Annotated in this window: 25 protein-coding genes and 1 pseudogene; 12 read left to right on the top strand and 14 right to left on the bottom strand. The window is 37.5% G+C overall.

Annotated features, from left to right (window positions below; all coding sequences use genetic code 11):
* Positions 1-55 precede the first annotated feature (55 nt).
* The 14 genes and pseudogenes from CDOM16189_RS00740 to CDOM16189_RS00805 form a co-directional block, all read right to left on the bottom strand.
* Positions 56-478, bottom strand: a complete 423-nt coding sequence (locus CDOM16189_RS00740) for a Sua5/YciO/YrdC/YwlC family protein (RefSeq protein WP_169973517.1) — start codon at positions 476-478, stop codon at positions 56-58.
* Positions 475-1377 (bottom strand): DMT family transporter, encoded by a 903-nt coding sequence (locus tag CDOM16189_RS00745; protein WP_169973519.1) that lies wholly within the window; start codon positions 1375-1377, stop codon positions 475-477. Before CDOM16189_RS00745 ends, CDOM16189_RS00740 begins: the two co-directional genes overlap by 4 nt.
* Positions 1378-1461: 84 nt before the next feature.
* Positions 1462-1719: pseudogene (locus CDOM16189_RS00750) on the bottom strand (DNA methyltransferase); the annotation flags it as partial.
* 47 nt (positions 1720-1766) lie between these two features.
* On the bottom strand, positions 1767-2291 hold the full coding sequence (locus CDOM16189_RS00755; RefSeq protein ID WP_169973521.1) for a hypothetical protein: 525 nt from the start codon (positions 2289-2291) through the stop codon (positions 1767-1769).
* Entirely contained in the window at positions 2281-3567 is a 1287-nt protein-coding gene (locus CDOM16189_RS00760; RefSeq protein WP_169973523.1) for an AAA family ATPase, read from the bottom strand. Before CDOM16189_RS00760 ends, CDOM16189_RS00755 begins: the two co-directional genes overlap by 11 nt.
* Before the next feature lie 40 nt (positions 3568-3607).
* Positions 3608-6862, bottom strand: a complete 3255-nt coding sequence (carB, locus tag CDOM16189_RS00765) for a carbamoyl-phosphate synthase large subunit (RefSeq protein WP_169973525.1) — start codon at positions 6860-6862, stop codon at positions 3608-3610.
* On the bottom strand, positions 6862-7617 hold the full coding sequence (gene mreC, locus CDOM16189_RS00770; protein ID WP_169973527.1) for a rod shape-determining protein MreC: 756 nt from the start codon (positions 7615-7617) through the stop codon (positions 6862-6864). Before mreC ends, carB begins: the two co-directional genes overlap by 1 nt.
* A complete protein-coding gene (locus CDOM16189_RS00775) occupies positions 7607-8644 on the bottom strand; it encodes a rod shape-determining protein (RefSeq protein ID WP_169973529.1) in 1038 nt (345 codons plus the stop codon). The genes mreC and CDOM16189_RS00775 overlap by 11 nt, the downstream gene beginning before the upstream one ends.
* Positions 8645-8659: 15 nt before the next feature.
* Positions 8660-9892 (bottom strand): ATP-dependent Clp protease ATP-binding subunit ClpX, encoded by a 1233-nt coding sequence (clpX, locus tag CDOM16189_RS00780; RefSeq protein ID WP_170000681.1) that lies wholly within the window; start codon positions 9890-9892, stop codon positions 8660-8662.
* A complete protein-coding gene (lpxA, locus tag CDOM16189_RS00785; RefSeq protein ID WP_169973533.1) occupies positions 9892-10680 on the bottom strand; it encodes an acyl-ACP--UDP-N-acetylglucosamine O-acyltransferase in 789 nt (262 codons plus the stop codon). Before lpxA ends, clpX begins: the two co-directional genes overlap by 1 nt.
* Positions 10681-10690: 10 nt before the next feature.
* Entirely contained in the window at positions 10691-11137 is a 447-nt protein-coding gene (fabZ, locus tag CDOM16189_RS00790; protein ID WP_169973535.1) for a 3-hydroxyacyl-ACP dehydratase FabZ, read from the bottom strand.
* 122 nt (positions 11138-11259) lie between these two features.
* The gene (locus tag CDOM16189_RS00795) at positions 11260-12333 is read right to left on the bottom strand and encodes an epoxyqueuosine reductase QueH (protein WP_169973537.1); all 1074 of its coding nucleotides are present in this window, start codon (positions 12331-12333) and stop codon (positions 11260-11262) included.
* Between the two features lie 54 nt (positions 12334-12387).
* Positions 12388-13344 (bottom strand): tRNA (adenosine(37)-N6)-dimethylallyltransferase, encoded by a 957-nt coding sequence (locus CDOM16189_RS00800; protein WP_169973539.1) that lies wholly within the window; start codon positions 13342-13344, stop codon positions 12388-12390.
* Positions 13341-14543 (bottom strand): NAD(P)/FAD-dependent oxidoreductase, encoded by a 1203-nt coding sequence (locus CDOM16189_RS00805; RefSeq protein WP_170000682.1) that lies wholly within the window; start codon positions 14541-14543, stop codon positions 13341-13343. Before CDOM16189_RS00805 ends, CDOM16189_RS00800 begins: the two co-directional genes overlap by 4 nt.
* Positions 14544-14637: 94 nt before the next feature.
* Here CDOM16189_RS00805 and mqnP point away from each other — a divergent pair, with 94 nt between their 5' ends.
* From mqnP to CDOM16189_RS00865, 12 genes are all read left to right on the top strand, one after another.
* Positions 14638-15504, top strand: coding sequence for a menaquinone biosynthesis prenyltransferase MqnP (gene mqnP, locus CDOM16189_RS00810; protein ID WP_169973543.1), 867 nt, complete (start codon positions 14638-14640; stop codon positions 15502-15504).
* Complete coding sequence (locus tag CDOM16189_RS00815; RefSeq protein WP_169973545.1) at positions 15501-16016, top strand: hypothetical protein; 516 nt, start codon at positions 15501-15503, stop codon at positions 16014-16016. Before mqnP ends, CDOM16189_RS00815 begins: the two co-directional genes overlap by 4 nt.
* On the top strand, positions 16009-16521 hold the full coding sequence (locus tag CDOM16189_RS00820) for a DUF6115 domain-containing protein (protein WP_169973547.1): 513 nt from the start codon (positions 16009-16011) through the stop codon (positions 16519-16521). Before CDOM16189_RS00815 ends, CDOM16189_RS00820 begins: the two co-directional genes overlap by 8 nt.
* Positions 16522-16664: 143 nt before the next feature.
* Entirely contained in the window at positions 16665-17633 is a 969-nt protein-coding gene (moaA, locus tag CDOM16189_RS00825; protein ID WP_169943180.1) for a GTP 3',8-cyclase MoaA, read from the top strand.
* A 37-nt stretch (positions 17634-17670) separates the two neighbouring features.
* Positions 17671-18432, top strand: coding sequence for a 7-carboxy-7-deazaguanine synthase QueE (locus tag CDOM16189_RS00830; RefSeq protein WP_169973549.1), 762 nt, complete (start codon positions 17671-17673; stop codon positions 18430-18432).
* Positions 18433-19014, top strand: coding sequence for a 6-pyruvoyl trahydropterin synthase family protein (locus tag CDOM16189_RS00835; RefSeq protein WP_169943178.1), 582 nt, complete (start codon positions 18433-18435; stop codon positions 19012-19014).
* Entirely contained in the window at positions 19014-19202 is a 189-nt protein-coding gene (locus CDOM16189_RS00840) for a hypothetical protein (protein ID WP_169973551.1), read from the top strand. The genes CDOM16189_RS00835 and CDOM16189_RS00840 overlap by 1 nt, the downstream gene beginning before the upstream one ends.
* Positions 19202-19615 carry a hypothetical protein gene (locus CDOM16189_RS00845; RefSeq protein ID WP_169973553.1) on the top strand — a complete coding sequence of 138 codons (414 nt, stop codon included), beginning with the start codon at positions 19202-19204 and terminating at the stop codon, positions 19613-19615. Before CDOM16189_RS00840 ends, CDOM16189_RS00845 begins: the two co-directional genes overlap by 1 nt.
* Entirely contained in the window at positions 19612-20268 is a 657-nt protein-coding gene (locus tag CDOM16189_RS00850) for a 16S rRNA (uracil(1498)-N(3))-methyltransferase (protein WP_169973555.1), read from the top strand. The genes CDOM16189_RS00845 and CDOM16189_RS00850 overlap by 4 nt, the downstream gene beginning before the upstream one ends.
* Positions 20269-20356: 88 nt before the next feature.
* Positions 20357-20557, top strand: a complete 201-nt coding sequence (gene rpmE / locus CDOM16189_RS00855) for a 50S ribosomal protein L31 (protein WP_169973557.1) — start codon at positions 20357-20359, stop codon at positions 20555-20557.
* Positions 20558-20561: 4 nt separating this feature from the next.
* Positions 20562-21374: a 16S rRNA (cytidine(1402)-2'-O)-methyltransferase gene (gene rsmI, locus CDOM16189_RS00860; protein WP_169973559.1), complete on the top strand. Its 813-nt coding sequence runs from the start codon at positions 20562-20564 to the stop codon at positions 21372-21374.
* A 35-nt stretch (positions 21375-21409) separates the two neighbouring features.
* Positions 21410-21787, top strand: a 378-nt coding sequence (locus CDOM16189_RS00865) for an RNA methyltransferase substrate-binding domain-containing protein (RefSeq protein ID WP_283240825.1), incomplete at its 3' end; no start/stop codon positions are given.

Below are 21787 nucleotides of genomic sequence, written 5' to 3' on the forward strand. Positions count from 1 at the left end.
GTAAAATTTAAAAGATAAAGATTGAAATTTCAAGAAAGTATTGTTATAAAAAGACCTATCTAAGCTTTTTTATTCTTTTGTTTGAAATTTTATATATCCTTGAGCTTGCACTCTCTTTAAACTCGATATCCACTATATTATCCGCTACACTTTTTGCCCAAATTTCATCAAATTTCTCTCCGCTTAAATTTGCACTAGTTGAGTAAAGCCAGCCGTGAATATCAAGAAATTTAGCATGCTCGCACTCTTTAACAACTCGCACGGCCTTTAAATTTGGATATAAAAATGTAGTTTTTCTTGCTCGGCGAACTAAATTTTTAAATTTATCTGGAACTCGCACGAGTGTTTTTAGCTTACTAAATTTTGATGTAGTGATAAGGCAAGGCTTATCTTCGTCTCGCCCTTTAATTCGGTTTAGCTCACGATAATCTTTGCTTAAAAATCCAGCTGTAGTATCGGTTTGGGCAAGATATATCATCTCGCCTTCTCCTTTTTAGAAAGTATTAAAATACAAGATATTATAAATACAAACCCGATAAAATCTAATAAAACAAACTCGGTCTTAAGCCAAAAATATCCAAAAATAGCGGCACTAACAGGCTCTATGCAAGCTATCATACTAGCTTTGCTTGCGCCTATTGTCTTAACACCTACCATATAAAAACTAAAGGCAAAAATAGTGCCTAAGGTGATGACAGACAAAAAAGCTAAAAATCCATTAGTATCGCTTACGCCATCTAAGCTCCAAGGTTTGGTTATGAGTGCCAAAGCGGCTCCGGCTATCACCATACCCCAACCCAGATTTAAAGCAACTGGATATTTTTTATTAAGTCTTGTCGGCACAAGGCTATATATGACAATGCCTGTTGCGCTTATTAGAGCATAAACTAAAGCTTTTCCTCCGATGGCAAGAGTATTGAAATCTCCATGAGTTGCCAATAAAAAGACACCTAAAATAGCAAGTATTAAAGCGATTAGTTCATTTTGCTTTGGAAATCTTCTTTCAATTAAACATACAACGGCTAGTATCATTGCGGGCGCAGAGTATTGTATGACCGTTGCAACTGCGGCATTTGATAGCTCTATGGCACAAAAATATGTATATTGCGTCATCAAAAGACCGAAAAAAGCATATATCATAAGCTCTAAAAGCAGCTTAGTATCTCTTATAGGCTTAAAAGCCAGCTTTGGATTTGAAATCATAAAATATATTACCAAAACCGTTCCAGCCAAAAACAGCCTATAAGGAACAAGCCAATCTGGACTTATATTTTTTTGTTCGAATAGATATTGTCCGCAAACCCCACTAAAACCCCATAAAATACCGCCAAAAAGTGTAGAGAGTATGCCTAAGAATTCGCTTATATTTTTTTGCATAGATCAACCTTAAGATTAAAAAATAAGTATATAAATTTAATCTTAATCATAAATAAAATATTACTTTATTTTAAATACTATTTCTTAAAAATCTAAGCTATATTGTTCAAGTAGTCGAATGTCTGAAAATTTACGTTTAAAATTGACAAAATTTGCATCTAACTCTTGTCTTCTTTTTTGAGAAATTTTAATAAACTCATCCTCTTTTTCTATACCTACAAATTTTCGTCCTAATAAATTTGCAGCTATTCCCGTCGTGCTTGAACCGCTAAAAGGATCGCAGATAACGCTATTTTCACTGCTTGCCATCAAAATTATACGAACTAAAAGAGAGATACTTTTTTATTGAATAAAATACAAGCTTTTAACATACATTATGATAAAGTTTATTACTGATCGAAGTTGTTTAAAAAATTTTCAAAATCATTCTGGCTAAAAATATGAGTTTTACTAAAAAACAACTTCTCATATCCAGACAAATCAAATGTTTTACTCTGTTGCTTTGCATCTTTATTTAAATTAAAAGATATAACAAAATCCCTATTTTTACTTTGATTATATACTAAAATAAACTGGCATATATTTTTTAAATTAGATATTTTTTCATCGGCAATAGCTGATAATATAAATACGCTACTAAATATTTTATCATATACATCATTTTTGCACTTATCATCTATTTTTCCATTCTTAAATTCTATCAAAGCCACATAGTCATTTTTTTGAATACATCCATCTACTGATTTTGGTTGCTTTGCAAAACTATACTTTCTCACAAAATTATCTTTAACCTTATCAAAGTTAAAGATTTTTAACTGCGAATTTGACATATATTCTCTGTTTTCTTTATCATAAGAAATATTTTTTATAGTATCTTGTGCAAAAGCAAATTCATCAAAGTCATTAAAATTCATCTATTGAATCCTCAATTTCATTAAGCATATTGTAAGGCTCTGCAAGAAGCTTGTAAATTTCATAGGTTTTATCCGTTACGTCTTCTACTTCTATATTCTTTTTTTTATCATCAAGACTTTTTGTTAAATAATATCTGCATTTACTCGAAATTTCATGCTTTTTGGAATAAACCTCTATTGCTTTTAAGAAATATGGGCTATGTGTACTGAGCAAAATATGCAAATTAAACTCTTTTTGTAAAAGGACTATAAGCTCAGCAAAAACCAGTTGCAACTTTGGGTGTAGATGAATTTCTGGCTCGTCCAGTATTAAAATTCCATTGTCTTTAATAGAACCATTTAAAAATAGTGTTTTTATAATAATAAATGTCTTTAATCCAGCAGAGATATTTTCCATTCTTAAAGTTATGCCATCAGCATTTCTATAAATACCATTCCCTCTATTATCAAATTCAAAATTTCCCAAAACTACTCTGCTTATCATATTATATATATTTTTAAACTGCCCCTCAATCATGACACTTCTGGAAATATTATTATCTCTTTCATATAATATTGCTTTCAGATTATCCCTATGATTGCTGTCATTAAAATTTTTTCGATATAGAAAAAATGATTTCTTAAATTCATCCATTATCAAACTACTATCTATATAAATAGCATTAACAACAATTATAGGCTCTATTTTTCCCATATTTATATTGTTATTATTCACATTAATTTCAATAATCTTGCCTTTTAAATCAAGTCTTATTTCTCCATGTTTATCTGAATAAATATTATTTATCTCGCCATAAAACTCTGATTTAAATTGCCTATCAACGATTCTATCCTGCATTTCTTTATCTGTTATTGATAAAACCTGATTAACTCTCTTTAGATTTTTATCTATAATTTTATCAACATCATCGCTTAGTTCAATATCACAATCTAATATTTTATTTTTAATTATATTTTTGAGGTTATCTATATTGATATTTTTTACAGTTTTAAATTCTTCATACAGTTCGTACGATTTAATACGAGTTAATACTCTTGCTTTTGGTTTTATAGAATTTAATATATCAATAAATACTCTTTCTGAAATTTCTTGCAAGATTTCTCGCTTGTCTAGTTCTATTTTTTTATCTATATTATAAAATGTATTGATAATAGAGTATAAACTTTTTGCAATCGTACTCTTTCCAGTATCATTTTCGCCTGCTATTACGGCTATACCGCCTATTTCTATATCTGCTTTTTTTATTTTTCCTATATTACTTAAAGATATTTTCATAACAAAGCCTTTTTTATTTTGCAAATTTATATTTGGTATTTCACTTCAAATACTCCTGCAGGCTTTTCACCTCAAGAGCAGAGCCGTCTTGAACGCTTCTAATTGATTTTGCTGCGGCAAGCGCAGCAGCGATAGTAGTAAAATAAGGAATTTTAAATCGCAAGATATTTTGGCGAATTTTCTTGCCATCCTCGGCATTTGACTTACTATCGCTTGTATTTACAACTAAAGATATATCGCCATTTTTAAGCCTGTCCTCTATATTTGGACGACCCTCGCTTATCTTATATACAAATTCCGCCTCCACACTGCTATCTTTTAAAATTTTATGTGTTCCACCGGTCGCTATTATCTTAAATCCTAAATTTATAAACTCTTTTGCAAGATTAATAGCATATGTCTTGTCATTATCTGCAAGAGTTAAGAAGACGAGTCCGCCTGTAGGTAGCGAGTTGCTGGCTGCAATTTGTGACTTAGCAAAGCTTCTTGCAAAATCACTGCTGATACCCATAACTTCGCCTGTTGATTTCATCTCAGGGCCAAGGATTAAGTCTGCGCCGCTTAGTTTATTAAACGGAAATACCGCTTCTTTAACGCAAACGTGATTTTTAACGCGCGGTTTTAGGATGCCCTCCTCTTCAAAGACGACTCCGTAAGCGTCGTAAAATTTAAGCGCTTCACGCAAATTTCCTTGCCACATAACGCGGGTTGCAACCTTTGCCATAGGAACGCCGGTCGCCTTGCTTACAAATGGCACCGTTCGGCTTGCACGAGGATTTACCTCTATCATATATAGCTCATCTTCATATATGGCAAACTGTATGTTCATAAGTCCCACAACGCCTAAATTTAAAGCTATATCTCTAGTCTGACGCTCAATCTTTTCTATCATCTTGCCACTTAGGCTCATTGGAGGCAGTATGCATGCACTATCACCCGAGTGTATTCCAGCCTCCTCTATATGCTGCATAATAGCGCCGATATATACGTCCTTGCCGTCACATATCGCATCCACGTCAAGCTCGGTCGCATCTTGAAGAAATTTATCAAGCAGTACCGGGGAGTTATTGCTAACCTTAACCGCTTCGTTCATATATTGCTTTAACTCATCTTCGCTATGCACACGCCTCATGGCTCGTCCGCCAAGCACGTAGCTAGGGCGCACAAGTACCGGATAGCCGATAGCGTTAGCTTTTTCTATGGCTTCTTTCTGACTGGTTGCAGTGTCGTTTGTAGGCTGTTTTACGCCGATTTTATTTATAAATTCGCTAAATTTCTTTCTATCTTCGGCGATATCTATAACCCGCGCAGTCGTGCCTATAATCTTAGCTCCCGCTATACTTAGGCGCTTAGCGAATTTTAGCGGAGTTTGACCGCCAAAATGCACGATCACCCCATCGGGCTTCTCGCGCTCGATGACTGAACGCACATGCTCAAAATCAATCGGCTCAAAGTAAAGTATATCGCTCGTATCATAGTCGGTTGATACCGTTTCGGGGTTGCAGTTATACATGATGGTTTTTACGCCAAGATCTCTTAAAGCGTAGCTTGCATGCACGCAGCAGTAATCAAATTCTATGCCTTGACCTATGCGGTTTGGTCCGCCACCTATTATCATCACTTTTTTAGAATCATCGGCTAATAAATTTTGTGGAATTTTAGTGATATTTGTCGTAGAATACAGATACGAAGTGAGCGCTTTTAACTCTCCCGCGCAAGTATCTACCTCATTGTATTCAAGATTAATACCAAGCTTATTTCTGGCAAAATAGATGTCATTTTGACTAAGCTCAAGATTGTCTTTTAAGTTTATAAGATGAGCTATCATCTTATCGCTAAAGCCCATGGATTTGGTTTCGCGAAGCAAATTTTCGTCATTTAAAATATCCATATCGATTCTATCTTCAAATTCAACTATTTGGCGAATTTGATCCAAAAACCAAGGATCTATCTTGCTATATTCGTTAATTTCATCTATGCTAAGTCCATCTCTAAATGCTTGAGCAATCATCAAAAGACGATTTTCATTAGCATTTCTAAGTCCGTATATGAGAGCGTTCTTATCTAAATTTAAAAAGTTAAATCCATAAAAATCCTTCTCCATCGAGCAAAGTGCCTTTTGGATACTCTCTTTAAACGTCCTTCCTATAGCCATTACTTCGCCCACAGACTTCATCGCAGTGCCTAAATATGGATTCGCACCTGGAAATTTTTCAAAAGTAAAGCGAGGAATTTTAGTCACTATATAATCAATTGCAGGCTCTCTTGATGCAGGAGTATCGGCTATATCGTTTTTTATCTCATCCAGGCTAAAACCGACGGCAAGAAGAGTAGCAACCTTTGCTATAGGATAACCGGTAGCCTTACTGGCAAGTGCAGAACTACGGCTAACACGCGGGTTCATTTCTATAACTACCATTCTGCCATTTTTCGGATTTATAGCAAACTGCATATTGCTTCCACCGGTATCTACGCCTATCTCCCTGATAATAGCAAAGCTTGCTTCGCGCATCTTTTGATACTCTTTATCTGTTAGAGTAAGCGCTGGGGCTATAGTTATAGAATCTCCTGTATGCACACCCATTGGATCGAGGTTTTCGATAGAGCATACTATGATGCAATTATCTTTGCTATCTCTAATAACCTCCATCTCATACTCTTTCCAGCCAAGCAAACTCTCCTCTATTAAAATTTCATGTATAGGGCTTGCATCTATACCAGCTTGTGCAAGCTCTCTAAACTCATCAATATTATATGCAACTCCACTTCCTGCACCACCCAAAGTAAAAGATGCCCTAATAATCAGAGGAAATCCTATTTCATTGGCAGCCGACATAGCTTCTTCAAGGTTATAAGCATATCTACTCTTTGGCAGATCCATACCTATTCTTTGCATAGCAGCTTTAAATTCCTGCCTATCCTCACCTTTTTTTATCGCCTCAGGTCTAGCGCCTAAGAATTTTACGCCTTCAAGCATTCCTGATTCGTGTAATTGCATAGCCACATTTAGAGCTACCTGACCTCCCATCGTAGGCAAAATGGCATCTACACTTTCTTTATCTATTATACGTTTTATACTCTCTTTTGTAATAGGCTCTACATAAGTAGCATCGGCAAAATCAGGATCGGTCATGATGGTAGCCGGATTTGAGTTGATAAGCACGACCTTATAGCCTAAACTCTTTAGAGTCTTAGCCGCCTGTGTGCCACTATAATCAAATTCGCAAGCTTGACCGATAACAATAGGTCCCGAACCTATCAATAAAACTGTTTTTATATCTTCTCTTTTTGGCATTATTTTTCCTTTGTAACTGCATATAGATATGATGGAATATCAACTTTTACGTATGGTTCTACTAATACGCTCTTATATAAACTCTCTTCAATAACTTTTGTAACTTTTCCTACAGGAACTCCGCTGAAAAATATCCCGTCAAGCCCGCTTGTATAGACCTCATCGCCATCTTTTGGATGAAGCCATTGAGGAATAAATTTTATCAAAAGTCCGTTTTTATTGCCATGTGCTATACCTGGGATCTTTTCATTTCCCACAAAAACCGCAAATATATTTTTAGGATCATTTTGCAAGATAGCCATAGGGCGATCGTCTTTGGATATTACTATGCCGGCACTCTTGCCCTGATAGATAAGCCCATAAATTTTAGAGCTATTAAAATCATCAAATTTATCAAGCCAAATTTTATTATAATCGCTTATATTTACATAGCTTAATGCTCTAACGAGCTGAATTTTGGGCTCATATACGCTTGAATTCTTATCTATCAAAATTTCATTTAGCTCTTTAGCAAATGAGGCTAAAAGAACGGCAGACTTTTCAAGCTCAGCATTTTGAGCCCTAAGAGATATTATCTCCTCTTTTTGTCTAAAATACTCATTTACCTTGTTGACTATAAATTTAATGCCATCATCGTATATTTTGACAATAGAGCTATTTAAATTTACAACCTCTTTGCTAAATATCTCACCTTTATAAAGCGAGCTAAGCGCCAAGGCTCCGATTAAAATAACAAATAAAATTTTACTCTTCATTTGTTAGTTGTTGCAAAAGTCCTATCTCTTCCAAGGCCTTACCGGTTCCTCTTGCAACAGCCATTAGCGGCTCATCGGCTACAAATACAGGAAGCTTAACTATATCGGATAGATACTTATCAAGTCCTCTTATCAGAGCTCCGCCACCTGTTAAAACCACTCCATTTTCTACAATATCACCGGCAAGATCAGGCGGCATCATCTCAAGCACTGTTTTTAAGGCATCAGCTATCTCTTTAAGAGGCTCTCTCATCGCCTCTCGCACATCTTCGCTGGTTAGCTCTATCCTGCTTAAGAGTCCGCTTACCTGATCGCGCCCTTTGACTACGATAGTAAGCTCTTGAGGAAGCTGTATAGCAGAGCCTACTTGTATCTTTATGTCCTCTCCCGCTCTTTCGCCTATTAAAAGGTTATATTTTTCTTTTATGTAGTTTACTATACTCATATCGATCTTATCGCCTGCGGTTCTGATTGATTTGCTTATAACCAAACCGCCAAGTGAAACTACGCCGATTTCAGTCGTTCCACCACCGATATCCACAACCAAATTTCCTTGCGGCTCGCGAACCGGCAAATTTGCTCCGATCGCCGCAGCCATAGGCTCTTCTATCAAAAAGACCTCTCTAGCGCCCGCACTAAGTGCACTTTCTCGGACGGCTTTTCTTTCAACTTGAGTTAGTCCGTAAGGAACTGATATGATGATACGCGGGCGGATGAAGCTTTTGCGCCTATGAGTCTTTTCTATAAAATATCTTATCATCTTTTCAGTCATGTCAAAGTCAGCTATAACGCCGTCTCTCATAGGTCTTATCGCCTCTATATCGCCCGGAGTCTTACCGACCATATCCTTAGCCTCGTGCCCTACGGCTAGAATTTTTTGCTTACCGTATTTTTCACGCTGCACGGCGACAACCGAAGGTTCATTTATGATGATACCTTTATCTTTTACTAAGACAAGCGTATTTGCCGTGCCCAAATCTATACCCATATCACTTGAGAAAAATCCAATAATTTGATCTAAAATCATCTTCTACCTTTTATATTATGCGCTTAGTTTATTTTGTTTGACTAAAATCGGCTTAGCATCGCCGTTTACGACATCTTTTGTTATCACTACCTCATATCCGCCAAGCTCAGGAAGCTCATACATGATATCTATCATAACCTCTTCCATTATACTTCTAAGACCTCTTGCCCCGGTCTTTCGCTCAATGGCAAGCCCTGCAACCTCCTTAAGCGCCTCATCGTCAAATTTAAGCGTTGCTTTATCGATAGAAAAAAGCTTTTGATACTGCTTTAAGATAGCATTTTTCGGCTCGGTAAGAATTCTCACCATATCATCTTTGGTGATCTCGTTAAGCGTTGCGACTACATGAAGCCTTCCGATTAGTTCTGGGATAAGCCCAAAATGCACCAAATCATCAGGCTCAAGTAAATGCAACAAATTCGATCTCTCCTCTTTACTGCGCTTATCTTGATTAAAGCCAAGCACGTTTTTGCCTATCCTGCGCTCAACAATATCGCTAAGACCGTCAAATGCGCCGCCGCAAACAAACAAGATGTTTGAAGTATCTATCTGGATAAACTCTTGATTAGGATGTTTCCTACCGCCTTTTGGAGGGATATTTACAACGCTTCCTTCGATTATCTTAAGAAGCGCCTGCTGCACCCCTTCACCTGAAACATCGCGCGTTATCGAGCGATTTTCGCTCATTCTGGCTATCTTATCGATCTCATCTACAAACACAATCCCCTGCTCGGCTCTTTTTACATCGCCGTCAGCAGCCTGAAGCAAACGAGTTAGGATATTTTCCACGTCTTCGCCCACATATCCGGCCTCAGTCAAGCTTGTCGCGTCGCAAATTGCGATAGGCACATCAAGAAATTTAGCCAGAGTCTGAGCCATCAGCGTCTTACCGCTTCCCGTAGGTCCTACAAGCAAGATATTTGACTTTGAAATTTCGGTATCATCCTCAATCTCGCTCTGTTTGAAAATTCTCTTATAGTGATTATAAACACCTACGCTAAATACTTTTTTTGCCTTATCTTGACCGACAACATAACCGTCAAGCACCTCTTTTAACTCTTTTGGAGTCAAATTTTTATAATCATGCTTTAAAATTTCTTCGCTTTTTTCAAGGCTGGTATCACCATAAATCATATTGTAAGCGGCATTTATACAGTATTCGCATATGAAAGCATGTCCTTGTATATCAGACAACAATCTTCTGTCGTTTGACTCGATTTCGCCGCAAAAATTACACTTTTTCGCCATTATTCTCTTCCTTTTGCCAGCGGAATTCCCCGCGTCGTGCTTAGTATAAATTCGCACATTTTTTTTACATTTTCGTTGTTTTGAGTTTGCATAAGCTCGCTTGCAGCCTCTTTTAACCCGCCTTCATGTCTAAATAAAAATTTATAAGCCCTATTTATCTCTTCTACATTTTCTTTATCAAATCTTCTGCGAATTCCAACCAAATTTAGCCCTCTTATATAGGCTCTGTTGCCCTCGGCTAGACAAAACGGCACTACATCTTGACTAAGCGCGCTTGCACCTGCGATCATGCAGCTTTCACCGATTCGCACGAACTGATGCACTGGAGTTAGTCCACCAACTACCGCAAAATCTCCCATCTCAACGTGTCCAGCTAAAGTAGCGTTGTTTGCTAGGATTACGTTATTGCCGATTATACAGTCATGCGCGATATGACAATACGCCATGATAAAGGCATTATCGCCGATTCTGGTTAGCCCATCGCCTTTATGCGTGCCCGAATTTATCGTGCAAAATTCGCGGATTGTAGCGTTTTTGCCTATTCGTACGCCGGTATTACTTTCCGGTTTATAGCTGATATCTTGAGGTATGTCGCCCACGATCGCGTAGCTGTAAATTTTACTAAAATCGCCTATATGCGTATCGCCCACGATCCTAGCGCCTTGCTTAACCAGCACGCCGTTACCAAGCACCGCGTCTTTTCCGACATAAGCATAGGCTTCAATTATCGCGTCTTCGCCGATCTTGGCACCGTCTTCTATGACCGCCGTTTTATGGATATTTTTCATCAAATTTCGCCTATTTATCTACTATCATCGCTTTTAACTCCGCCTCGCAAGCAAGAGTTCCGTCCACATAAGCCTTGCCGTCAAGCACCCAGATATTTCCTTTGTGTTTTAGCACTTCAAGGCGGTACTCCAGCCTGTCGCCAGGGCGGATCGGATGGCGAAATTTAGCGCGATCTATGCTCATAAAATAGACAACCTTATTTTCAATGCCCGCCTGATGTTCATCGCTCATACTCTTAAACGCGAGCACTCCGCCCGCTTGCGCCATGCCTTCTATTATCATTACACCCGGATATATCGGATGATCGGGGAAGTGTCCTTGGAAAACCGGTTCGCCGATTGTTACGTTTTTATAAGCCACTATGTGCTTTGCGGGCTCGATTTCTACGACTCTATCGATGAGTAAAAACGGATATCTATGCGGAAGTATCTTTTGAATTTGCATTATGTCTATCACTGCTAAGCCTTAATTATTAAAATATAGACCCGATTTTAGCTAATTTTTGCTAAGAGAAAGATTATTGAGTTGAATTTTAGCTTTTTAAGCAGGAAATTTTAAGCCGAATTTTAAGCATTAATTCACTCTAAAACCAAAATTTCCCTGCTGTCGTTATAAGTTACGCTTTTGCCATAAATTTCATATCTGCCCTCTAAAATTTGATCAAGCACGATTATTGGATTTTGGCTAAAATCTCCGCAAATTTCTCGTCTCAAATTTAGCTCAGCCTCTACGCTTGGCGGATTTTTGCAAAGCCTATTAACGTTTGAGTAATCACTCTTTGTAAGCTCGTTAAATTTGGCTAAATTCATCATCGTTACCCCATCTCGAAGCTCATCAAGCAAATCTTTTACCTTGCTTACACTAAATTTCACGCTTGCACGCTTAAAATTTGAATAAAGCAAAAAGTAGCTAGGCACAACAAATTTATCAAATTTCACGCTTGCTCTAAGCAGGCGGTAGTTCAAAAAATACTTGCGCGAAAGATGAAATTTCACGCCCTTTTCTTCGCACTCTCGCACCTTTTTATAAAGCTCAAGCCGCTCTTCGATGCTGCCGGGTAAAACGCGTCCGTTTATCTCGCTTGCAAGCTCGCTTAACGGCAAATTTTGCGCTTCTCTCTGCTTGCTAAGCCCAAAGATACATCCGCAGTAATTTTGATGATAGAGCTTATCTTTTTTAGCAAGTTCAAACTGCTCGTTCGTGCCGCCGTTTTTTCGGTAATCAACCGCCACAGCTTCAAGATCATAGCCGCCTACCGCCTCTTTAAGCGAAGCTTCAAGCTGGCTAAAATCCTTCTTTGGACTCATTAAAAGTGTCGTTGTAACGGACTTTTGCCCAAGCTCAATCGCCTTAGCGGCCGAGCTTCCCACGCGAAAATCAAAGCAGTATTTACAGCGCTTACCCTTTTCAGGCTCATCTTCAAGCCCCTTAGTTCCTGCAAGCCAGCTTTCATAGTCGTATTCTCCGCATATTAGCTTGATACCCATCGCGTCGCACGAGCGCTTAACATCCTCGTAGCGCATCAAAAATTCACTATATGGATGGATGTTTGGATCGTAAAAATAGCCGATCAGCTCCTCATCAGGAAAATCCTCGCGCAAACGGCGCAAAAAGTAGTGACTATCGACAGAACAGCAGATATGAACTAGCAAATTTTTCCTTTTTTTACTTGTGATTTTATGGCAATTTTAGCCGCAAATTTTAAATCAGCTTAAAAATTCGCGAATTTTTGTTTCGCACTCTTGGATAGAGCCGCTAAATTTCTCTTCAAATTGCGAGCGGTTAAAGGTGCGCTGACGTTTGGCAAGCTGAGCCGTATGCGTTGAAATCAGCTCAAAAAGCTCGCTTTCATTGATCTCGCCTCTTAAAAACTCACCGCACTCTTTAAGACCGATCGACTTAAGCGGTTTTGGCTCGCTAGGGTACTTTTCAAAAAGAAATTTCGCCTCATCCAAAAGCCCTTTTTCAAGCATATTTTCGGTGCGAATTTTTATGCGCTCACGCAAAATTTCCCTATCCCAAACTATCTCAAAAATCTTTAAATTTGAGATGATAGGCTCGTAAGTATTTTCTTGCAAATAAACGCTTGGAGCGGTTGAAATTTGCAAATTTTGCACCGCCTTACCCTGCACGATTTTAATCAAATTTTCAAGCTTAAACTCTTGGGCGGGATTTTCGGTCTTTAAAATATGAACGTAAATTTCAAGCCATTTATTTAGCCTATATGTGTCATTTTGGCTAAATTTAGTGGCAAAAACGGGATCTATCCTACTTGCAAATTCGTAAATTTCAGCGTTACTAAGTCCGCTTTCAAGTTTATCAAATTTTGGCGAAAGTCCTGAGATTAAGGATTTTAGATAAAATCCGCTTCCGCCCGTTATAAATAAATTTTTGCCATTTTGCACGGCAAACTGTCTAGCTTGCTTATAAATCTCAAAAAACATCCCAACGTCAAAATGCTCGTTTGGATATATCAAATTTATCCCAAAATGCCTCACGCTGGCAAGCTCTGCCTCGCTTGGCTTTGCGCTTGCGATATTGATCTCTTTATAAACGCAAAGCGAGTCAAGACTTAAGATAATGCCGTTAAACTCGCTTGCAAGCTTAAGCGCAAGATCTGTCTTGCCGCTTGCCGTAGCGCCTATGATAGCAAGTTCTTTCAAGCGTAAATTCCTGAAAAAAGCAGCACATCATCGCTATTTTCATTTGAGACGCCACGCACTATCATATCGGTTAAAATTTGAGAAACGCACGGAGCAAATAGGCTCTCATTTAGCCCAAAACCGCTTATATAAAGCAGATTTTTATAGCTCTCATCGCGTCCAAATATCGGCAGTGAATTTGGCGTAAACGCTAAATTTTTAGCCTTAAAAGTCGGATTTTTAAGCTCAAAAAATGAAGTATAAGGCTTTAGCTTGGCTAAATTTTCATTTATCTCTTTTATATCCACAAGCGCATCTTTTGCATTTATTTGAGGCTTTGTAACGATGTTTACAAGACCGTTTTTAGCATCTATATTCAATCCGAAATCATCAATCATAAGCGGCATTTTAGGCGATATATCCTCATTTGCTTCAAAACTTACTTCATAAATTTTCGCACTAATGAGATCGAAATTCACGCCTAATTTTTTAACCAAATTCTTATCATCTCCGCTTGCTTGGATGAAGCTGCTTGCCTCATATCTGCCAAGCCTTCCGATTACCGATCTTACGCCATCTGCACCAACTTCGTAATCAACAATCTCATCGGTTACAAATGTAACTCCGCTTCGCTCTAAAAACGCTTTTAAATTTTCATATAGTTTTTGCGCGTCCAGTCTTGCGTTTTTCTTTAAATTTAAAGCTCCCTTTACGCCGTTTTTAACAAGACCCAAAGTATTTTCGTCGCGTATATCTAAAATTTCGAAATTTTCATCGTTAAATTTTATATTTTCAAGCATGAATTTGTATTTTTTATCGTCAAAAAACACAAGCGCTTCGCCTCTGCTTTCAAATTCAAATTCCCCTATTTCGCTTGCTAAATTTTGGTAAATTTCATAGCTTTTTAAGCCGTATCTACGAGTTAAAATTTCAAGCTTTTTACTAGGTCTAGTTTGATTTACGCCAAATTTTAAAAGCCAGTTTAAAAACGCTTTATCGGCTAAATTTTTAAACCCTACAAAGCCGTCTCCTCTAGCAAATTTTAAAACTTCGTCAAACAAACTTCGATGTGCGCCTAAAAATAAATTTAGCGTATTTAAGCCGTTAGTTTCAGGCTTTTGCGATTTGGATACCACGCTTACGCTAAGAGAGTTTTTAACACACCAATAAGCGCTAAAAAGCCCTGAAATTCCGCTTCCTATAACCACTACGTCTTTCATAGGTTTTCCTTTAAATTTATCTTGAGTAGCTTAATTTTAGCAAATTTTTGTAATTTAAGATAAAATAACGCCAAACTTAAATTTATGGAAAAATATGCAAAAATTTCTAACGACACTAAAAGATATCGGCGAACTAATCGTATTTAAGCACTCTATTTTTGCGTTGCCGTTTATCTTTACGGCGATGATAGTTGCAAGCAAACAGATAAATAACTCGGCTTGGTTTGGCTGGAAGCTGTTGATTTTAGGCATAATCTGCGCGGTCAGCGCCAGAAATTTTGCAATGGCTTTTAACCGCTATATGGATGAGGATATAGATAAATTAAACCCGCGAACCGCAAATCGTCCAAGCGTTGACGGACGCATAGGCAGGGGGAATTTGCTTGTTTTTATCATCGCAAATGCGGCGATCTTTGTCATAGTTGCTTGGCTTATAAACGATCTTGCATTTTGGCTGTCGTTTCCGATTTTAATCATTCTTGGCGGATATTCGCTCTTTAAGCGCTTTAGCGAACTTGCGCATTTGGTGCTTGGTTTATCGCTTGGTTTAGCTCCGATTGCAGGAGCAGTGGCGATAAGTGCGAGCATACCTTTATGGAGCGCGCTACTGTGTCTTGGGGTAATGTTTTGGGTGGCGGGATTTGACCTGCTTTATTCGCTTCAGGATATGGAATTTGATAAGCAAAAGGGGCTTTTTAGCATACCTTCGATATATGGCGAAAAGGCTACGATGTTTATCTCTGCGCTTTTTCATCTAAATGCGATTTTATTTTGGTTGCTCTTTGCTTGGGCTGCAAATTTGGGACTTTGGGCATTTATCGGAGTTATATTAAGCGCAGTGATTTTATTTGCCGAACACAAAATCGTTCGCAAGGATTTTAGCAAGATAGATAGAGCCTTTTTCACGCTAAACGGCTATCTTGGAATTATGTTTTTTATATTTATATGGATAGATTTATGAGGCTTTATCCTGCAAATTTAGATATCGTTTTTGAAGAAATTTTAGATAGAAAAGATGAATTTGCGATTGAATTCGATAAGCTAAGCGGAAGCGAGGACGATCCGCTGGGACAGTGGCTAAAGCGTGCTAAGGCAAGAGGTGAAACCAAAGAGAGCGATCAGGTTTTGCTGACACTTTTAACCGAACTGCACCGCAAATTTGACGAACTAAACGCATATTTGAAAAACGAAAAAATTTCAAAGCTTGAGCTTAACGAAAGCTCGGTGATAGAAGGTGTCGGCTTTGAAAATTTTGCGATAAAAGAGGCTAAATTTAGCACCGGAGGCAGTTATTACGCTAGAATTTCAATGCCGATATTTCCAAAGCGTGATTTAGCGGTGTTTTTTGAAGCAGTTGATGAAAAAACAGCCAAGATAACAAAGATGCACGAAAGCGATGAGAGCGACTACAACGGATATGTAACGGCTAGAGAGCGCGTGATGATACGCGAGTTAAGGGGAAATAATGGGTAGCGATTTTATAATTTTTATTGGACTTGGACTTATTTTAGTAATACTTTTTTTATTGGTAGTGTTTAAAGACATGGAGGCTGGCAAGAAATTTTCAAGATATGAAAAAGTATTAGAAGGTATCATCCAAGAGAATCATCTCTTAAAAAAACAACTTAACAATATAGAGATAGCAGGAAGTGCAAATATAGATGTAGAAGCGATAGAATTACGATTAGAACAAAGACTAAACGAGCAGATAAACTCAAAAATCATCCCTATAGTAAATACTCTTAAAGGGATAGAAACTTCCATAGACAGCTTTCAAGAAGAGCAGCAAAACAGGATTTACACACTTGAAGAACGAACTAAAACCATAGGAAAAATAACATCAAATAGCGAAGAAACTGACGAAAAACGAATTATAGATATGTATAAAGATGGTAAAAACATAGAAACAATAGCCAAAGATCTTAGACTTGGAATAGGCAAAGTCGAATTTGTCCTCAAATTTAATAAACTCATTTAAATAAATAAAACTAATTAAACTTATAAAATATAAAAAATAAACATCACTAAAATAGTCAAAATTTAAAAAATTTTAAAGGTAAGCTCCATATAATGCTTATAAATTTGTTTAGATAAAAATCTAAATTAACTAAGGGTAGAAAGATGTTAATAGACGGGCATGGACGAGTTGTTGATTATCTGCGCATTTCAGTAACACAACGCTGCAACTTTAGATGTAAATACTGTATGCCAAAAACCCCTTTTGAATGGACACCAAAAGAGAATTTACTTAGTTTTGAGGAGCTGTTTTTATTTGTCAAAGTCGCAATCGACGAGGGTGTAAAAAAGATCCGAATAACAGGCGGCGAACCGCTTTTAAGAAAAGATCTTGACAGTTTTATAAGGATGATACACGATTATAAAAACGACATAGATTTAGCCCTTACTACAAACGGCTACATGCTAAAGCACTACGCAAGAGCGCTTAAAGATGCGGGGCTTAAAAGACTAAACATGTCGCTTGATAGCCTCAAAATCGAAAAAGCTAAATTTATCGCGCAAAAAAGCGTGCTTCACGAAGTTTTGACAGGTTTTGAAGCCGCACTTGACGCAGGACTTAAAGTAAAGATAAATACCGTCGCGCTAAAAGGCGTAAATGACGATGAACTGGTAAGCTTGCTTGAGTTTGCAAAGAGCAGAGGTTGTCAAATTCGCTTTATCGAATACATGGAAAACATGCACGCAGACGACGAGCTTAAGGGCATGAAAGCGGCTGAAATTTTAGACGTTATCGGACAAAAATATAAAATCACAAGCGATGGCAAGCTACCTACAAGCCCTGCTAGTATATATATGCTTGAGGACGGATATAAATTCGGCATCATAGATCCGCATAAGCATGACTTCTGCGAGAGTTGCAACAGAATTCGCCTAACAGCCGAAGGGTTTTTGATACCGTGCTTGTATTTTGAAGACGCGATGAGTATCAAAGACGCTGTAAAAGCCGGCGATGTAAAGGGTGCAAGCGAAATTTTACGCAAGGTGCTTCAAAACAAACCCGAAAAAAACAGATGGGAAGCGGGAGTTGCAAACGAAACTTCAAGCAGAGCCTTTTACCAAACAGGCGGCTGAAATTTGATATAATCTCGCCAAATTTGAAAGGTAAAATTTGGGTTTAAATTTGGTCGAGAGCTTTTTAAGCATACAAGGCGAGGGCGCAAGCAGCGGCAAACTCGCCATATTTTTACGATTTGCGGGATGTAACTTAACCTGCAAAGGCTTTGGCGTGAGTAAAATTTCGCCAAAAACCGGCGAAGAGCTAACGGGTTGCGACACTATTAGAGCTGTTTACACAAGCCACTTTAAATACGAAAATTTAACCTATCAAGAAATTTTAACCCTAGTTAAAAAATACGATCAAAATTTACGCCAAAAACCTATCGTCGTCATAACCGGCGGAGAGCCGCTTTTACATCACAAAAACGAAGATTTCATAAATTTGGTGCGAAATTTGCTTGATGAAAATTACGAGGTGCATTTTGAGACAAACGGCACTATTGAGATTGAATTTAGCAAATTTCAGATTTATAAAAACTGCACTTTTGCCATAAGCGTCAAGCTCAGCTCAAGCGGTGAAAACAAGGCCAAACGCATAAATCAAGCGGCTTTAAAAGCCATAAAAGAAAATGCAAAAGAGAGCTTTTATAAATTTGTGATAAATAAAGAGATGATTCAAAGCGCACAAGCGGAGGCTGAAATTTTTGAAATCCTTGAAATTTGCGACAATGACGTTTTTTGCATGCCGCAAGGTTATGATAAAATAAGCCTTGAAAACAATGCTAAAAGCGTAGCTGAATTTTGCATAAAATTTGGCTTTAACTATACGGATCGCGTTCATATAAGACTTTGGGGCGATAAAGATGGAGTTTAAATGATAATTAGAAAACTTTTTAAATTTGAAAACGCTCACATTGTGAGATTTTGTAGCTCAAGAAGATGCAGAACAAGCATTCACGGGCACTCTTATAGGGCTGAAATCCTGCTTGAATCAAATTTCTTAGACAATGCGGGCATGGTTTATGACTTTGGCTTAATGAAGCAAAATATCAAATGTCTAATCGACAGCTTCGATCACACAACCACACTTTTTAGCGGTGATGATAAAGAGTACTTAGATGACATGAAAAAGCATTCAAAACGCTGGATAGAAATTCCTGTAAATCCTTCAGCAGAGCAGTTTTGCAGGATATTTTTTGTACTAATCGACAGACTTTTAAAATCAACCGTTATGCAAAACGGCGAGCGGGAAGTAAAAATCCACAGCGTAATCGTCCATGAAACCGACACGGGCTACGCGCAGTGTTTTAGGGATGACGCATATAACGCCAAAATGGGCGAGATAAATTTAAAAGATATTATATTTTCGCCTGAAATCATAAGCGAATGGGACGATAAAGATCTCTTTGATAAGATAAAACTCGGGCAAAAAATCATAAATCCAAAGGAGGTATGATGAGGCGAATTTTTTGGATTTCGGCTTTGATTTCGGCACTGTTTTTCACAGGTTGCGAGGATGAAAAAAAGCAAATTTTACTTGATCTAAACGAAGCTCCTCCAAGCGATGTGCCGATTGCTGCGCCTGATGCCAACGTAACCATAGATGAAAATTTACCGCCTGAACCGGTAGTCGAAGGGAAATAATGGAATTTAACGAGAGTTTAAAAGAGCTTTACGAAATGGCGCTTAGTCTTCATTTGGCGATTGCCGTTATATTAATAGCACTCATCATCATACACTTTTGCCTTATAGAATTTGGCCTAAATTCGCCATCTTATGCAAAGCGAATTCGACTTTTCTTGCCAACTTACTATAGCTTTTTAGCAGCTATGCTAATGACTGGGCTTTTATTGATGAGTGTCTTTTACTTTCATTTAAGCTTCAGGGTGGTAGTGATGATAGTCGTTTGGGTACTTTTAATCGGACTTGGTGCAATGGAGTTTAAAAAATTAAAAGTGGCCATGAAGAGTAAAAATTTTATAGATTTTAGAAAAAAGATGAGATTTAAAATTTTACTTGATCTTGCCTTGGTTTTAATCGCAAGCGGTGTGAGATGAAATTTCTTTACTCAAAGCAAGCGGGAGAGGAGCAAATTTGCCTTCAAAACGAGCAGTTTTTACATCTTAAAGCAAGGCGAGCGAAACTTGGCGAGCGAATTGACGTTAGAAATTTAAAAGACGGACAAAATTATATATATGAAATTGCAAATTTAGATAAAAAAGGCGCTGAGCTATCTCTTGTTTTTAAGCATAGTGTAGAGAGCGAAGAGCTAAATTTCAGCCTTGGCTGGGCTATCATAGACACCAAAGTGATAGAAAAAACTCTGCCTAGCTTAAATGAGATCGGGGTTAATAAGCTTATATTTTTCTACTCCGATTTTTCTCAAAAAAACTTTAAAATTGATAAAGATAGACTTGAGAGAATTTTAATCAGCTCATGCGAACAGTGCGGGCGAAATTCTCTTATGCAAATTGAAATTTATAAAAATTTAGATGAGGTTATCAAGGCTTATAAAGATGTGGCGTTAGTTGATTTTAACGGAGCAAATTTTGAAAACTATACACAAAATGAACTCTTAATCATAGGTCCGGAAGGTGGATTTAGCCAAAACGAACGCGAAAAAGTAAGCAAAAAATACAGCTTAAATTCAAAAAATATACTTCGCTCGCAAACTGCGATTTTAAGCGTCGCTTCTAAGATTTTAGTTTAAATTTGATTTTTAAAAAGTTTTTTTGTATAATCACGCCTTACTCTATGAACGAAACAAATAATAAAAACAGGCTATAAAAGGATAAAAAATGAAAAAAGAGATTCATCCGGAATTTGTTGAGTGCCAAGTAACTTGTGCTTGCGGCAACACTTTTACAACTAAATCAAACAAAAACGAGATCAGAGTAGATATCTGCAGCGAGTGCCACCCATTCTTCACAGGAAGCGAAAAGATCGTTGACTCTGCTGGTAGAGTTGATAAATTTAAGAAAAAATATAACTTGAAATAATACTTTGCTATATTTTATTCCTACTCCGATAGGAAATTTAGAGGACATTTCACTTCACGCATTAAATATTTTGCGTGAATGTGAAGTGATCTTTTGCGAAGATACAAGAGTTACCAAATCTCTCATAAATCTATTAAATTCTCGCTTTAATACAGATATCAAGATAGAAAAATTTATCTCACTTCACTCTCACAACGAAGCTCAAATTCTTTCAAATTTAGATACGGAAATTTTCAAAAAAACCGTTGCTTATGTAAGCGATGCAGGAATGCCCGCTATTAGTGATCCTGGAGTTGAGCTAGTAAGATTTTCTATCAAAAACGGGATTGATTACGAAGTCTTAAGCGGTTCAAGCGCACTACTTTTAGCAGTCGTTGCAAGCGGGCTTTGTGATAAAGAATTTACCTTTTTAGGTTTTTTGCCAAACACAGGCAAAGAGCGAATGATAGCTATACAAAACGCACTCAATTCACCCTATCCTGTAATCATATACGAAAGTCCAAAAAGAGTGCTTGCGCTGATAGAGCAGATAGCAAATTTAGAGCCTGATAGAAAAATTTTTGCCATAAAAGAGGCGACTAAAAAATTTGAAACCAAATTTAGCGCAAGCGCAAAAGAGTTAAAAGAGCAACTTCAAAATGCAAATTTAAAGGGCGAATGGTGTATCGTGATAGATAAAAGCGCGCATCAAAGCGGTGAAAAAATCACTATAGATGACATTACCCCTCTTGATATCCCACCAAAAACTAAAGCCAAACTTATCGCCAAAATCACAGGCGAAAACGTAAAGAAAATATATGAAAATCTAACAAAATAAGCTAAATTTTACTGATTTTTAGCTATTATGAGCCGATGATTATATATGGAAAACAGCTATTTTTACACATTATAAAGCACTATAAAAAAAGCGTTAAAACTATCTATCTTGCAAAAGAGTGCGACAAAGCTACCTTTTCGCAAATCGCTTCCGTCGGAGCGCCTATTAAGCGAGTGGATAACCAAAAAGCACAAGCTCTTGCACGCGGAGGCAACCACCAAGGCTTTTTAGCAGAAGTTGAAGAGTTTGGTTTTAAGCAGTTTGACGAGCTAAAAAAGCGAAATTTTATAACCGTGCTTTATGGACTCAGCGATGTTGGAAATATAGGTGCTATCATCAGAACCGCTCATGCTTTGGGATGTGAGGGCATAGTCGTAGTGGCTAAAAGTCTTGCCATGGAAGGCGTTTTTTTT

The organism is Campylobacter sp. RM16189 (assembly GCF_012978815.1).
Taxonomy (GTDB): domain Bacteria; phylum Campylobacterota; class Campylobacteria; order Campylobacterales; family Campylobacteraceae; genus Campylobacter_A.

What these genes read in the sequence shown, in the direction of transcription:
- CDOM16189_RS00740 (WP_169973517.1), bottom strand. Translation starts at nt 478, where the DNA reads ATGATATATCTTGCCCAAACCGATACTACAGCTGGATTTTTAAGCAAA.
- CDOM16189_RS00745 (WP_169973519.1), bottom strand. Translation starts at nt 1,377, where the DNA reads ATGCAAAAAAATATAAGCGAATTCTTAGGCATACTCTCTACACTTTTT.
- CDOM16189_RS00755 (WP_169973521.1), bottom strand. Translation starts at nt 2,291, where the DNA reads ATGAATTTTAATGACTTTGATGAATTTGCTTTTGCACAAGATACTATA.
- CDOM16189_RS00760 (WP_169973523.1), bottom strand. Translation starts at nt 3,567, where the DNA reads ATGAAAATATCTTTAAGTAATATAGGAAAAATAAAAAAAGCAGATATA.
- carB (WP_169973525.1), bottom strand. Translation starts at nt 6,862, where the DNA reads ATGCCAAAAAGAGAAGATATAAAAACAGTTTTATTGATAGGTTCGGGA.
- mreC (WP_169973527.1), bottom strand. Translation starts at nt 7,617, where the DNA reads ATGAAGAGTAAAATTTTATTTGTTATTTTAATCGGAGCCTTGGCGCTT.
- CDOM16189_RS00775 (WP_169973529.1), bottom strand. Translation starts at nt 8,644, where the DNA reads ATGATTTTAGATCAAATTATTGGATTTTTCTCAAGTGATATGGGTATA.
- clpX (WP_170000681.1), bottom strand. Translation starts at nt 9,892, where the DNA reads ATGGCGAAAAAGTGTAATTTTTGCGGCGAAATCGAGTCAAACGACAGA.
- lpxA (WP_169973533.1), bottom strand. Translation starts at nt 10,680, where the DNA reads ATGAAAAATATCCATAAAACGGCGGTCATAGAAGACGGTGCCAAGATC.
- CDOM16189_RS00805 (WP_170000682.1), bottom strand. Translation starts at nt 14,543, where the DNA reads ATGAAAGACGTAGTGGTTATAGGAAGCGGAATTTCAGGGCTTTTTAGC.
- mqnP (WP_169973543.1), top strand. Translation starts at nt 14,638, where the DNA reads ATGCAAAAATTTCTAACGACACTAAAAGATATCGGCGAACTAATCGTA.
- CDOM16189_RS00815 (WP_169973545.1), top strand. Translation starts at nt 15,501, where the DNA reads ATGAGGCTTTATCCTGCAAATTTAGATATCGTTTTTGAAGAAATTTTA.
- CDOM16189_RS00820 (WP_169973547.1), top strand. Translation starts at nt 16,009, where the DNA reads ATGGGTAGCGATTTTATAATTTTTATTGGACTTGGACTTATTTTAGTA.
- moaA (WP_169943180.1), top strand. Translation starts at nt 16,665, where the DNA reads ATGTTAATAGACGGGCATGGACGAGTTGTTGATTATCTGCGCATTTCA.
- CDOM16189_RS00835 (WP_169943178.1), top strand. Translation starts at nt 18,433, where the DNA reads ATGATAATTAGAAAACTTTTTAAATTTGAAAACGCTCACATTGTGAGA.
- CDOM16189_RS00840 (WP_169973551.1), top strand. Translation starts at nt 19,014, where the DNA reads ATGAGGCGAATTTTTTGGATTTCGGCTTTGATTTCGGCACTGTTTTTC.
- CDOM16189_RS00845 (WP_169973553.1), top strand. Translation starts at nt 19,202, where the DNA reads ATGGAATTTAACGAGAGTTTAAAAGAGCTTTACGAAATGGCGCTTAGT.
- CDOM16189_RS00850 (WP_169973555.1), top strand. Translation starts at nt 19,612, where the DNA reads ATGAAATTTCTTTACTCAAAGCAAGCGGGAGAGGAGCAAATTTGCCTT.
- rpmE (WP_169973557.1), top strand. Translation starts at nt 20,357, where the DNA reads ATGAAAAAAGAGATTCATCCGGAATTTGTTGAGTGCCAAGTAACTTGT.